Raw genomic sequence first — 12,974 nt, forward strand, 5'->3', positions numbered from 1 at the left:
GTGGACCTGGACGCGGTCGCGGCCAACACCCGGCTACTGGCCGGTCGCGCGACCGCGCTGATGGCGGTGGTCAAGGCCGACGGCTTCGGCCACGGCGCGGCGGACCTGGCCCGTACGGTCCTGGACTCGGGCGCGACCTCCTTGGGTGTGACCTCGCTGCGGGAGGGGATCGAGCTGCGGGCCGCGGGTATCGCCGCCCCGGTGCTGAGCTGGCTCAACCCGGTGGACGCCGACTTCGCCGCGGCGCTGCGGGCCCGGATCGAGCTGGGGGTGCCCAGCCACCAGCACCTGGCCGCCGTCACCGCGGCGGCGGCCGCGACCGGCCGCAGGGCACGGCTGCACCTGCACATCGACACCGGCATGGCCAGGGACGGGGCCGAACCGGCCCGCTGGCGCGAACTGTGCCTGCTGGCGCGAGCCGCCGAGCGGCGCGGACTGGGTCGAGGTGGTCGGCGTGATGGGCCACCTCGGCTGCGCCGACACCCCCGGCGACCCGTGCACCGACGCGGGGCTGGCCGCCTTCGCCGCCGCGCTGCGCACCGCGCGCGCGAGCGGACTGCGGCCCCACGTCCGCCACTTGGCCGCCACCTCCGCCACGCTCACCGACCCGCGCACGCTCTTCGACCTCAGCCGGGTCGGCGCAGGACTGGTGGGCATCGATCCCACCGGAACCACCCGGCTGCGGGCCGCGCTCACCCTGACCGCACCGGTGGTGTCGGCCCGTCAGGTACCGGCCGGCACCCGCGTCGGCTACGGACACGCCCACACCACGCCCCGGGCCACGCACCTGGCGCTGCTGCCGCTGGGCTACGGCGACGGCCTGCCGCGAGCGGTGTCGGGACGCGCGCAGGTGCTGCTCGGCGGCCGGCTGTGTCCGGTGGTCGGGCGGGTGTCCATGGACCAGATCGTCGTCAGCACCGGTGACCGGCGGGCGGAACCCGGTGAGGTGGCCGTGGTCTTCGGACCCGGTGACCGGGGCGAGCCCACCGCGGCCCACTGGGCCCGCTGGGCGGGCACGATCGAGCACGAGCTGGTCACCGGCCTGGGACGGCGCATCCTCCGCACGGTCGGCCGGGTGCACCGTCCCGCCTGCGTGCCCTGAGCAGCACCCGGCAGTGACCACGGCTCCAGAACCGCGCAGACCAGGCACGACAGCAGACAAGGACGGCCCCGCCATGACCAGCACATCCTCCTCCGTGATCCCGCGCCTCACCCGGGTGGCCGTCATCGGCGGCGGCCAGAACAGCGAACACACCGTCTCGCTGGCCTCGGCCGCCTCGGTGCAGGCAGCCCTGGACCCCGCCCGCTACGAGGTGCAGGCCCTGACCATCGACCGGGACGGCTACTGGCTGCGCCCCGACGGCGAGCCACTGGGAGCGACCAGGGGTCGCAGCTTCGCCGCCGCCGCCGGTCTGCTCGCCAACTGCGACGTCGCCTTCCCCGCCGTGCACGGCCCCCGGGGTGAGGACGGCTCGCTGGCCGCACTGTTCGAACTCGCAGGCGTGCCGTACGTCGGCGCCGGGGTGCGCGGCGGAGCGTTGGCGATGGACAAGTGGGCCACCAAGCTGGTCGCGGCCGACCTGGGCATTCGTACCGCGCCCGGCCGCCTGGTCAGCGCCGCCACCCGGGCGCAGCTGCGCCCGGAGCGGTTTCCGGTGGTGGTCAAGCCGGTGGCCGCGGGGTCCAGCCACGGCGTCGGCCTGGTCCACCGGATCCAGGACTTCGACCAGGCCCTGGACGCGGCACTGGAGCACGACGACCGGGTCCTGGTGGAGGACTTCGTGGTCGGCCGCGAGGTGGACATCGCCGTGCTGGAGCGCGCCGACGGCAGCCTGCTGGTCGGGCCCTCGCTGGAGATCGTGGTGGAGGGGGCGGCGCAGGGCACCGCGCTGTTCGACACCCAGCAGAAGTACGACGGCAGCGCCGTGTTCCGGATACCGGCGGCGCTGCCCGACACGGCCGACAAGGAGCTCCAGGATGCGGCGCTGCGCCTGTTCACGGCCCTCGGCTGCCGGGCGGTGGCCCGTTTCGACTTCTTCCTCACCGCCGAGGGCCCGGTCCTGAACGAGGTCAACACCATGCCGGGGATGACGGCCCAGTCGCAGGTGCCGAAGATGTTCGCGCACATGGGCCCTGCCGTACTCGGCGCTGCTGGACGAGATGATCCGCACCGCGCTGCGGTGACCGCGATCGCGACCGTGCTTCGATGGAGGGAAGCAGCACCGCACCCAGGAACAGGAGAAACGGCCATGCCAGGCAGCACCGCACCGTCGGAGGCCGCGGACCACCGCCCTCCGACCGGCCCGGCGTGACCGCCCGCACAGCCGGGCGCGGTCCGGTCGCCGCGCTGCTGCCGTCCCGGTGGCCGGACCTGCTGCTGGCCCTGCTCGTCCTCTGGTACGGCTACCAGGAGGCCCAGTGGCTGTCGGCCGGGTGGAGCTTCGGCGTCCACCGCACCGTCCTGGTCATGGTGCTGACCGCTGTCGCCGTGGCTCTGTTCCGCACACTGCCCGGCACCGCGCTCGGCCTGGTCTGGCTGACCACCGCGGTCCAACTGCTGATCGGGCCCGGCGTGCTGCAGACGCAGCTCGCCGTCGCCTTCGTGGCCTACGGCGCCGCCCGCTACGGCAGCACGGCGGTGCTGTGGCTCAGCGGCGCCTCGCTGCCGTGCGGCGCCGTGATGGCGCTGCTGATCGCGCGCCGGCACGGGATCGACCTGCCCGTCTCGATCTCCCGGTTGGTGCGACCCCTGGGCGTGGCCCCGCTGGAAGCGATCGGCCTGATCGGTGCCGCGCTGCTCGCGATCATCGCCACCCCGTGGCTGCTGGGCCTGCTGCTGCGGGTCCGGGCCAAGGCCGCGCAGGACCAGGCGCAGGCCGAGGCCCGCCGGATCCGGATCGAGGCGGAGCGCGCCCAGGCCCAGCAGATCGCGGAGCTGCGGGACGGCCAGGCCCGCCTGGCCCGCGACGTGCACGACGTGGTCGGCCACTCCCTCGCGGTGATCCTGGTGCAGGCCGAATCGGCCGGGTTCCTGCCCGATGGCGACACCGCCGCGATGCGCCGGACCATGGAGAACATCGCCGCCTCGGCCCGCCAGTCACTGCGCGAGGTCCGCGAGGTGCTCGCCTCCACCGACGCGGAGCACCAGCGCGCCACGCCGCCCCAGGGCAGCCTGGAAACCCTGCTCGAAGGGGTCGAGTCAGCCGGCAACCCGCTGCGGGCCACCGTCGTCGGCACGCCGCAGCCGCTCCCGCCCGAGCTGGAGACGGTGGCCTTCCGGGTGCTGCAGGAGATGCTGACCAACGCGCTGAAGCACGGCCTGCGCGGGGAGCCCGTCGTGGTGGAACGGCAGTGGGATCGGGCCCTGCGACTGGAGGTGCGCAACGTGGTCGCCCGGGAACCGCGGATCCCCGACGGCGCGTCCGGCGAAGGGCCGGCCACCGGTCGGGGCGGTTCCGGGATCGAGGGCATGCACCGCCGCCTGGAAGCGGTCGGCGGCCGGCTCGACGTGCGCCGGACCAGGGAGGCGGACACCGGCCCGGTGTTCACCGCAACCGCGTGGATGCCGCTGCGAACAGGGGAGACCGCATGACCGGGGTACCGATCCGAGTCCTGCTCGTCGACGACCAGGAACTGTTCCGGGCGGGTGTCGCGGTCATCCTCGACGCCCAACCCGAGATGCAGGTGGTCGGACAGGCCGGCGACGGACAGCAGGCGGTCCGCCTGGTCGACGAGCTGGAACCGGACGTGGTGCTGATGGACGTGCGGATGCCGGAGCTGGACGGGGTCGAGGCCACCCGGCAGATCTTCTCCCCGGCCCGGGTCGCCGCCCGGCAGCGCCGGGTGCGGGTGGTGGTGCTGACCACGTTCAACCTCGACGACCGCGCCGCCACCGCCATCCGCCTCGGCGCCAGCGGGTTCCTGCTGAAGGACACCACGCCAGCCATGCTGATCGAGGCCGTCCGCACCGTCCACTCCGGCAACGCGGTGCTCGCACCGCAGGACCTGGACGTCCTGCTGGAGGGCCGCTTCCGGCTGCGGACCCCGGTCCCGCCCAGGTACGAGGCACTCACCGACCGGGAACGTGAGATCCTCGCCGCCGTCGCCCGCGGCCTGAGCAACGCCGAGATCGCCCAGCAGCTCTTCGCCGGCGAGTCCACCGTCAAGACCCACGTCGGGGGCATCCTGCGCAAGCTCGACCTCCGTGACCGGGTGCAGATCGTCGTCTTCGCACACGAACACGGACTGACCGAATGACGTGCCAGGACCGGGCCGGTGGCGGCGCGGGGAAGTCGACGCGGGGAAGTCGACGCGCGGCCACCGGCCCGGCGGGTTTCCAGCTGCTGCGATCTCAGCTCGCGGTGCAGGTGAGGGTGGGGACGGCGTTGCTTCCGCTCCAGCTGCCCTGGAAGCCGAAGGTCGTGCTGCCGGCTACGGCGACGGCGCCGTTGTAGGAGAGGTTGGTGGCGGTCACGGCGGCACCGGACTGGGTGGCGGTGGCGTTCCAGGCGTTGCTGACCTGCTGGCCGTCGGCCCAGGCCCAGGTGACTTTCCAGCCGTGGGTGGCGCTGCTACCGGTGTTGCTGACGGTGACGGTATCGGTGAAACCGGTGTTCCACTGGCTGTCCACGTGCAGGCTCGCGGTGCAGCCCTGGTTCCCGCCTCCGCCGCCGCCCCCGCCTGCGGTGGCCGTGGTGGCCGTCACCGGTGCCGACGCGGCGGAGGCATTGCCGGCCGCGTCCACCGCCTTGACCGTGTAGCTGTAACTGGTCCCGGCGCTGAGGCCGGTGTCGGTGAAGGTGGTGGCTCCGGGTGTGCTGCCGACCACGGTGGCACCCCGCAGCACCTGGTAGCCGGTGACGGCGGTGTTGTCGGTGGAGGCCGTCCAGGACAGCGAGGCGCTGCTGCTGGTGGTGCCGGTGACCGTCAGCGCGGTGGGAGTGCTCGGCGGGGTGGTGTCACCCGTGCCGCCTCCTCCCCCGCCGCCCGCGAAGGCGGGAGCCTTGATGGTGGCCAGGTAGGCGTCCTTGGTGGTGTTGACGGTGGTCCAGTCGTCGTTGAGGATGCCGCCGGTGTCGCCGGAGTCGGGGTTCCAGGACCAGAACGTCCAGGAGAAGCTGTCGGCGCCGTAGGTGGCGGTGGGGCGCAGGTAGGCGACCAGGGTGCGCAGCCAGGTCTGATCGACCGTGGACTGCAGGGTGGTGCCGAACTCGCCGACCCACACGGGTGCGGTGTTCTGGTTGAACAGGTAGCCCCAGTTCTTGTCCCAGACGCCGGCCAGGTTCGCGGGGAAGGCGGGGTCGGTGAACCAGGGCTGGCTGGAGACGCTGGTGGCGTAGTCGTGGGCGGAGTAGACCAGACGGTCGGCGACGCTGAGCTGGACCGGGTACTGGCCCGCGCCCTGGAGGTTGCCGCCCCACCAGTAGGAGCTGCCGTTGAACGTCTGCACGCCCTCGACGAAGATCAGCAGAGCGGGGTTGACGGACAGCACGGCGTCGCCGCCGCGCTCGGCCGCCAGGCGCCAGTCAATGGTGGTGTCGCCGCAGCCCCAGCAGGCTGGGTCGTGCGGCTCGTTGTGCAGGTCGATGCGACCACCGCGGGGTTGCCGAGGTAGCGGGTGGCCAGGGCCTTGAGGTCGGCGATCCAGGTGGTCTCGGGGACGGCGGCGGTGTACCAGAGCGCGGACTGGCCGCTGGAGTCCGGGCGGTGGCGGTCCAGGATGACCTTGAGGCCGTCGGTGCCCGCGTAGTTGACTATCTTGTCCATGACCTGGAGCGAGTTGAGGCCCTGCAGGTCGGCGTTCATGCCGGAGGAGAAGTTGATGCTGGTGGGCATGGTGCCCTTGAAGATGTCGTCGCTGTAGGGAAGCCGAATGGTGTTGTAGCCCAGCGACTTCATCTGGTCGATCATGCTCTTGTAGTCACGCGTCCACAGGCCGTGGGCCACGTAGTTCGCCGTCTCGAACCCGAACCAGTTGACGCCGGCGATGCGCACCGGCTGGTTGGCGGAGTCCAGGATCTGCCGACCACTGGTGTGCCAGTAGCCGGAGCCAAGGCCCGCGGCGGCGGCGGTGGCGGTGGCGGGCTGCGCGGTGGCGGGCTGCGCGGTGGCGCCGAGCGGGATCAGGAGCAGCGCGGCGGTGGCGACCGCGGCGACAGCCTTGGACAGCAGACGCAGGGGGTGTTTCACGTCGACCTTCCTCTCTGGGTGGGTGTTGGGCGGTCCTGACGGAGGGTCAGTTGGCGGTGCAGCTGAGGGTGGGGGTGCCGTTGCTGCCGCTCCACGTGCCCTGGAGACCGAAGGTGGTGGTGCCGCCTGCGGCGATCGCGCCGTTGTAGGACAGGTTGGTCGCGGTGACCGCGCTGCCCGACTGGCTCACCGCCGCGTTCCAGGCACTGGTCTCCTGCTGGCCGCCCGGCCAGGTCCAGGTCACGGTCCAACCGTGGATGGCGCCGGCGCCCCGGTTGCTGACGGTGACGGTGTCGGTGAAGCCGGGGTTCCACTGGCTGGTGACGGCCAGCGAAGCCGAGCAGCCGCTGCCGCCGCCGGATCCGGCCTGGGTGGTCGCGGTGGCGCTGTTGGACGCGGCGGAGAGGTTCCCGGCCGCGTCGACCGCCTTGACCGTGTAGCTGTAGGCCGTGGAGGCACTCAGCCCGGTGTCGGTGTAGCCGGTGCCGGTGGCCGTTCCGACCAACGTGCCGCCCCGGTAGACGTCGTAGCCGTTCACGCCCACGTTGTCGGTGGAGGCTGTCCAGGACAGGGCAGCCGAGGAGCTGGTGGTGCCGGTGACCGTCAGATTGGCGGGCGTGGTCGGGGCCTGGGTGTCGCCGCCACCGCCTCCCCGCCGCCGGTGCTGCTGGTGGCGTTGAAGGAGAAGCTGTTGGTGGCCAGCCCTTGGCCGCCCTGCCAGATCTCGAATCCGGCCTCGGCGTCGATCAGGTACTGGGAGGCGTTGACCGAGCCGCGCGCGACGGCGTCGTTGATCAGGGCCTTGACGTCCAGGTTGCTGAACGAGGTCCCGCCGCCCTGGAGCACATAGGAGATGATCTTCCAGGAGGTCTGCTGTCCGGTCCAGACGTTCCAGCTGTGGCCGGCCGCGGTGGAGCTGCCGGTCTGCGACCCGAAGGGCTGGACTCCGCCCCGGCTGTTCAGCCAGATCATGATCTCGGTGCCGTCCGGCTGGCCCGTGGTGGTCGGGGTGGAGTTGATCCACAGGTCGTAGGCGACGTCGTACGCCCCCGAGGCAGGCTGGACCGTGCTCCATGAACTGGTGGCGCTGCCGAGGTTGCTGACCTGGATCGGGAGGTTGCTGCCGGTGGTGCAGGCGCCCCAGTGGCAGCCCTTGTAGAGGGACGGGTAGGTGGCGGGCGCCCCGTTGGTGGGCAGGTTGAAGTTCGCCGTGGACACCGACCAGCCGGTGCCGCCGGTCGCGGTGACGCACTGGGTGGCGCTGGAGTTCCACTCGTTGGCCTGCAGAGTGAACTCGCCGCTGTTGATCGGCAGGGTGCCCTGCGGGGCGCAGGTACTGCTGTCGGCCGCGGCGGCCGACTGCGCCGTCGCCACCGGCACCCACGCAGCGGCGGCGACCAGCAGCCCGGCAGCGACCGCTGCCCGCAGACGGCGATGGCGGGTACGCGGGCCGGAGTGCGGCTCTGCTCGGACGATCTTTGGGAGCGCTTCCATGAAAGTAGGACCTGACCTCTCAGCGGGTGGGCTTGAAGGACGTGGTTCGCTGGACGGCACGACGGCATATCGTTCAGATCTCACAGTCGGATCTGTCCCTCGATGCCTGCTGACATAAAGCCAGCACCGCATGAGCGCGTCAATACCTCGCGAAGCGTTCACTTGTTGGACGAAAACCGGAACCGCCCGGACCTGCGGTTGACCGTACGGTTCAGCGGGAGCGCTCCCAGATTTCACCGGCCAGGAACCGAACTGACGCAGCACCACGTCTCTCACGCCATGATCGATCCACCGAAGGTCAACGACTACAACAGCTTCGCCGAGGCGTACACGGCGGAAAACGAGACCAACCTCCTCAATGCCCACTACGAGCGGCCCGCGATGCTGGCCCTCGCCGGAGACGTGGCCGGTCGGCGGATCCTGGACGCCGGCTGCGGCTCCGGGCCGCTGTTCGCGGCGCTGCGCGACCGTGGCGCTGTGGTGAGCGGCTTCGACGCGAGTGCCGGGATGCTGGAGCTGGCCCGGCGGCGGCTCGGCGACGGTGCGGACCTGCGGGTGGCCGACCTGGGCAGCCCGCTTCCCTATCCTGACGACACATTCGACGATGTCGTCGCATCCCTGGTGCTGCACTACCTGGAGGACTGGGGGCCGGCGCTGGCCGAGCTGCGACGCGTACTCAAGCCCGGCGGTCGGCTGATCGCGTCCGTTGAGCATCCCTTTGCAGTCCATCTCATGCACCGCCAGGCCGGCCGTGAGGCCGAGTACCGGTATTTCGACACCACCAACTGGACCGAAGAGTGGATCATGGGCGGCCAGACCGCCCTGATGAGTCTGTGGCACAGGCCGCTGCACGCGATGGTCGAGGCCTTCACCGGGGCTGGCTTCCGGATCACCGTCATCAGCGAGCCGGAGCCTGATCCAGCCGCCCGCGAGCTGTTCCCCGAAGAGATCGCGGACAAGCCGCGCTTCCTGTGCTTCCTGTTCTTCGTCCTACAGACTGACTAGTCCGCACCGCTCCGCAACATCCACCCGGAACCTAGAGAACGGACTCCGACCGGCGTGAACGCTGAGATCCACCTCCGTCCCGTGGCCAAGGACGACCTCGCAGTCCTGGGCGCGCTGCACAACACCGGTCCGGACATGGCATCGCCCTTCGGGTGGTTCGGGTGGACCGATCCCGCGGGCATGACGCGCAGGTGGGAGGGAAACGGACTGCTCGCGCCCGACTCGGGACATCTGGTGGTGGCCGAGGGCCAAGCGCTGGTGGGCCATGTCTCATGGCACCGCTCGCCCCAGGGCCCGCTCAACCACAGCTGGAACATCGGGGTCGGTCTTCTGCCCGAGGCCCGCGGCCGCGGCGTCGGGACCATCGCCCAACGACTGCTCGCCCGCTACCTCTTCGCCCACACCCAGGTGAACCGGATCGACGCGAACACCGATGTGACGAACACCGCCGAGCAACGCGCCCTGGAAAAGGCCGGTTTCACCCGCGAGGGCGTCCTCAGAGGCGCGCAGTTCCGGAACGGGCAGTACCACGACATGGTCCTCTACAGCGTCCTGCGCCACGAGGTCTCCCTCGATTGAGAGCCGGCGGCGGCCAGCGATCCCCTGGGGCAGGACCTGGGCGCTGCGGCACGCAGGCGAAGGGGGTATCCGGCCACCTGGTCCACGCAATCGCCCATAGTGATCGCGCCGTCGAGGGTTACGTCCTGCTGGTGCGGCGCGTCGCAGTGCGACACCTGACCTGAGCATGCAGCGTCATCGCGGGCTGCCCGCTTCCAGCCGCAGGGCGGTGGCGCGTTCATCCAAGAGGTCGACGCACTCGTGAATGCCGGGCTTCGGCCGGTCGGCACGCTCGCGCATCACTGCGATGGCTGGAATATGGCGGCCGGCGGTGATGAGGCTGTCCACCTCTGCTCGCGTCTCGGACGAGAGTCTGTCCCACAGACCTCAGCCTGGCCGAGGCCAAAGCCGCCCTGGCCCCGGCCGACACCGACATCACGTCAATAGCCGCGGCGCAATAGCCGGGGCTGGGTGATCGTTCACGTCGTCGGTTTGGCAGAATCGGGTCTGTCGTGGTGCACGGCGGAGCAAGCTGCGGACGATCGAGGAGAACCCTGTGCCGATGCCTTCGGAACCCTTGCGGAAACTCGGCTTCCTGACCATCGGGCTGTTCGACGGGGACGACCCGCGTCCGGGCCATGAATCGACCCTGGAGATCATCCAGTTGGGCGAGCAGCTGGGCTTCGACAGCGCGTGGGTCCGGCACCGCCATCTGCAGTACGGGATCTCCTCCCCGGTCGCCGTCCTGGCCGCGGCCTCGCAGCGCACCAGCCGGATCGAACTCGGCACCGCCGTCATCCCCCTGGGCTGGGAGAACCCGCTGCGATTGGCCGAGGACCTGGCGACGGTCGACATCCTGTCGGGGGGCCGTCTCAACCCCGGTCTCAGCGTCGGTCCGCCGATGCACTTCGAGCAGGTGCAGGAAGCGCTCTACCCGGGCACCGCAGACGTCGAGGACTTCAGCTACGACCGGATGCAGCGGCTGCTGGACTGCGTGCGCGGCGAGCCGGTCACGCACTTCAGCGGCGTCGAGGGCTTCGAGGTGTTCTCCGACCGGGTCCAGCCCCACTCCCCCGGCCTGGCCCGGCGGATGTGGTACGGCGGCGCGAGCAACCGCTCCGCCCAGTGGGCCGGTGAGCACGGGATGAACCTGCTGACCAGCAGTGTGGTCAAGGCCGAGGAGTCGGAGGACTTCGCCGAGATCCAGCTGTCGCACATCCGGACGTTCCGCCGGCACCACCCGGACGACCGGGCCCGGGTCTCCCAGGGGCTCGTGGTCATCCCCGTCGACTCCGCCTCAGCGGAGCAACGCGCCAAGTACGAGGCCTTCGCCGAGAAGCGCACCCCGCGGACCCTGCTGCCGCAGGGGTCGGCCCGGATGATGTTCGCACCGGACCTCGTCGGCACGTCCGCGGAGATCGCCGAACAGCTCTACGCCCACGCCGCGTTCCGCGAGATCGACGAGGTCGCGTTCGCCCTGCCGTTCACCTTCGAGCACGCGGACTACGTCCAGATCCTCACTGACATCGCCACCCGCCTCGGCCCGGCCCTCGGCTGGCAGCCCAGCGCTTGAGAGCACAGCGCCCTCGCAGGACACGGTCGCCCATGACCGGGGTGTGGCTCAGCGGCTGGGCTCAGCCCCGGGTTCCGGGGCGATGGGGCCCTCGCGGTCCCAGCCCGGGGAGTGGATCTCCAGGCTGATGTCCGGGCCGTGCGCCTCCGCCCCGCAGGTGCGGCAGGTCCAGGCCGTGTCCAACGGGTGGTCGGGATGGTCCGGGTGGTCCGCCGGGTGGTGCCGCAGCACCACCGGCGGCTCGGGCGACACCCAGCGGTCGCCCCAGGCGAGCAGCGCCTGGGTGAGCGGGGCGAGATCCCGACCGGCCTCGGTGAGGTGGTACTCGTAGCGCGGCGGGCGCTCGCTGTAGGCGCGGCGTTCGACCACCCCCGCCTCCTCCAGGGCGCGCAGCCGGACGGTGAGCCGGTCGCGCGGGGCGCCGGTGTTGCGGACGATCCGGTCGAAGCGGTGGTTGCCGTAGAAGATCTCCCGCACGGCGAGCAGCGCCCACTTCTCGCCGAGGATCTGCAGCGCGCCGGCGATGGAGCAGGGGCGGCCCGGCAGCGGGGTGGCGGCGGAGCGCGTGGCAGCAGAGCGGTCGGCCCTGGGCTGAGCATCAGTGTGCGGGGTATCGGTGTGCGGAGTCACTCCACCAGCCTGCCATAGAGGTTGCGTATTCAAACTCACTACCGCTAGCGTTCCGGGCCATGGAGATAGTTGGAATATCAAACCCAGTAGCCGCTCCGGCCGACCTGGACCGGCCGCACCGCCGGGCCGCGTTCCTGGTGGTCGCCGCCGCGGTGTTCGTCTCGAACCTCGACCTGTTCATCGTCAACGTCGCCCTTCCGGCGATGCAGCAGCACTTCCACGGCAGCAGCCTGGCCACCCTGTCCTGGGTGCTGAACGGCTACGCCATCGTCTTCGCCGCCCTGCTGGTCGCCGCCGGAAGGCTGGCAGACCGGATCGGACACCGCCGGGTGTTCCTCACCGGGCTGGCCGTCTTCACCCTGGCCTCCGCACTCTGCGCGCTCGCGCCGGCCGTCGGCTGGCTCGACGCCGCCCGGGTGGTGCAGGCGGCGGGCGCCGCCGCACTGATGCCGACCTCCCTGGCGCTGCTGCTGGACGCCACTCCCCCGGCCGAGCGCCCCGCCGCCATCCGGGCCTGGGCCTCGATCGGCGGAATCGCCGCCGGGCTCGGCCCGGTCCTCGGCGGGCTGCTGGTCCAGGCCGACTGGCGCTGGGTGTTCATCGCCAACGTCCCGGTCGGCGTCGCCGCCATCGCGGTGGGGGCCCGCGTGCTGCCCAGGCTGCGCGGCAAGGAGGACGGACCGCTGCCGGACCTGTTCGGCGCGGGACTGCTCACCGCCGCCATCGCCGCCCTCGCCGTATCCCTGGTCAAGGGTGACGACTGGGGCTGGGGTTCGGTCCGGGTCCTCGGCGGGCTGCTCGCGGCCGTCCTGCTGACCGGCTGGTTTCTGCGCCGCTCGGCCCGCCACCCCGCCCCCATCGTGGAACTGCCGCTGCTGCGGGTGCCCAGCTTCGCCGCGGCCAACACCGCCGCGCTGCTGTTCACCGTCGCCTTCGCCGGGATGCTGCTGACCTCGGTGCTGTGGTGCCAGCAGGTCTGGGGGTACTCGGCGCTGCGCACCGGCCTGGCCATCGCCCCGGGACCGCTGCTGGTGCCGCCGGTCGCCCTGGGCAGCGCGGCGCTGGTGCGCAGGCTCGGCCCCGGACGGCTGGCCGCGCTCGGTACCCTGCTGTTCGCCGCGGGCGTCGGCTGGTGGGCGGCCGCCATCGGAGTCCGGCCCGGCTACGCCACCGAACTGCTGCCCGGGATGCTGCTCACCGGCCTGGGCGTGGGCCTGACCCTGCCCACCCTGATCGGATCCGCGGCGGCGGCGCTGCCGCCCACCCGCTTCGCCACCGGCTCGGCGGTCACCACGATGGCCCGGCAGATCGGCGCGGTGGTGGGGGTGGCCCTGACGGTCAGTCTGATCGGCACCCCGCACGGCCCGCAGGCCGCGCTGGACGCCTTCCGGCGCGGCTGGACGGCGGTGATCGTGGCGGCGCTGCTGGCCTCCGCGGCCTCCCTGGTACTCGCCGCCGCCCAGCGCCGGGCCGCGGCGAAGTAGCCCCACCGGGCGATCGGTGGATTCGGGCCTCACCCGGCGGG

The 12,974-nt window shown here is 71.7% G+C and carries 12 protein-coding genes and 2 pseudogenes; 9 read left to right on the forward strand and 5 right to left on the reverse strand.

Annotated features, from left to right (window positions below; translation table 11 throughout):
- Positions 1–60: 60 nt before the first annotated feature.
- From ACXKR8_RS03430 to ACXKR8_RS03450, 5 genes and pseudogenes are all read left to right on the forward strand, one after another.
- Positions 61–366: pseudogene (locus ACXKR8_RS03430) on the forward strand (alanine racemase); the annotation flags it as partial.
- 91 nt (positions 367–457) lie between these two features.
- Entirely contained in the window at positions 458–1,102 is a 645-nt protein-coding gene (locus ACXKR8_RS03435; protein WP_462100754.1) for an alanine racemase, read from the forward strand.
- A 73-nt stretch (positions 1,103–1,175) separates the two neighbouring features.
- Positions 1,176–2,312 carry a D-alanine--D-alanine ligase family protein gene (locus ACXKR8_RS03440; RefSeq protein ID WP_462100297.1) on the forward strand — a complete coding sequence of 379 codons (1,137 nt, stop codon included), beginning with the start codon at positions 1,176–1,178 and terminating at the stop codon, positions 2,310–2,312.
- Positions 2,309–3,592, forward strand: coding sequence for a sensor histidine kinase (locus ACXKR8_RS03445; protein ID WP_458271409.1), 1,284 nt, complete (start codon positions 2,309–2,311; stop codon positions 3,590–3,592). The genes ACXKR8_RS03440 and ACXKR8_RS03445 overlap by 4 nt, the downstream gene beginning before the upstream one ends.
- Entirely contained in the window at positions 3,589–4,257 is a 669-nt protein-coding gene (locus tag ACXKR8_RS03450) for a response regulator (RefSeq protein WP_458271410.1), read from the forward strand. The genes ACXKR8_RS03445 and ACXKR8_RS03450 overlap by 4 nt, the downstream gene beginning before the upstream one ends.
- Before the next feature lie 94 nt (positions 4,258–4,351).
- Here the strand turns inward: ACXKR8_RS03450 and ACXKR8_RS03455 are convergent.
- From ACXKR8_RS03455 to ACXKR8_RS03465, 3 genes and pseudogenes are all read right to left on the reverse strand, one after another.
- Positions 4,352–6,189: pseudogene (locus ACXKR8_RS03455) on the reverse strand (cellulase family glycosylhydrolase).
- Between the two features lie 46 nt (positions 6,190–6,235).
- Positions 6,236–6,910 (reverse strand): cellulose binding domain-containing protein, encoded by a 675-nt coding sequence (locus tag ACXKR8_RS03460; RefSeq protein WP_462100755.1) that lies wholly within the window; start codon positions 6,908–6,910, stop codon positions 6,236–6,238.
- Complete coding sequence (locus ACXKR8_RS03465) at positions 6,793–7,683, reverse strand: GH12 family glycosyl hydrolase domain-containing protein (RefSeq protein ID WP_462100298.1); 891 nt, start codon at positions 7,681–7,683, stop codon at positions 6,793–6,795. Before ACXKR8_RS03465 ends, ACXKR8_RS03460 begins: the two co-directional genes overlap by 118 nt.
- Positions 7,684–7,962: 279 nt before the next feature.
- On the opposite strand from ACXKR8_RS03465, the gene ACXKR8_RS03470 reads away from it, so the two are divergent.
- Entirely contained in the window at positions 7,963–8,688 is a 726-nt protein-coding gene (locus ACXKR8_RS03470) for a class I SAM-dependent methyltransferase (RefSeq protein WP_458275286.1), read from the forward strand.
- Between the two features lie 54 nt (positions 8,689–8,742).
- Positions 8,743–9,267 (forward strand): GNAT family N-acetyltransferase, encoded by a 525-nt coding sequence (locus ACXKR8_RS03475; RefSeq protein ID WP_458271413.1) that lies wholly within the window; start codon positions 8,743–8,745, stop codon positions 9,265–9,267.
- A gap of 174 nt (positions 9,268–9,441) precedes the next feature.
- Here ACXKR8_RS03475 and ACXKR8_RS03480 read toward each other — a convergent pair whose 3' ends face one another.
- Positions 9,442–9,594 (reverse strand): hypothetical protein, encoded by a 153-nt coding sequence (locus tag ACXKR8_RS03480; RefSeq protein ID WP_458271414.1) that lies wholly within the window; start codon positions 9,592–9,594, stop codon positions 9,442–9,444.
- Positions 9,595–9,802: 208 nt separating this feature from the next.
- Here ACXKR8_RS03480 and ACXKR8_RS03485 point away from each other — a divergent pair, with 208 nt between their 5' ends.
- A complete protein-coding gene (locus tag ACXKR8_RS03485) occupies positions 9,803–10,819 on the forward strand; it encodes an LLM class flavin-dependent oxidoreductase (RefSeq protein ID WP_462100299.1) in 1,017 nt (338 codons plus the stop codon).
- Positions 10,820–10,867: 48 nt separating this feature from the next.
- Here the strand turns inward: ACXKR8_RS03485 and ACXKR8_RS03490 are convergent, their stop codons facing one another.
- Complete coding sequence (locus ACXKR8_RS03490) at positions 10,868–11,449, reverse strand: winged helix-turn-helix transcriptional regulator (protein ID WP_458271416.1); 582 nt, start codon at positions 11,447–11,449, stop codon at positions 10,868–10,870.
- 59 nt (positions 11,450–11,508) lie between these two features.
- Between ACXKR8_RS03490 and ACXKR8_RS03495 the strand changes: the two genes are divergently transcribed.
- Positions 11,509–12,933 carry an MFS transporter gene (locus ACXKR8_RS03495; RefSeq protein ID WP_458271417.1) on the forward strand — a complete coding sequence of 475 codons (1,425 nt, stop codon included), beginning with the start codon at positions 11,509–11,511 and terminating at the stop codon, positions 12,931–12,933.
- Positions 12,934–12,974: the final 41 nt, after the last annotated feature.

The organism is Streptacidiphilus sp. PAMC 29251, assembly GCF_054208735.2.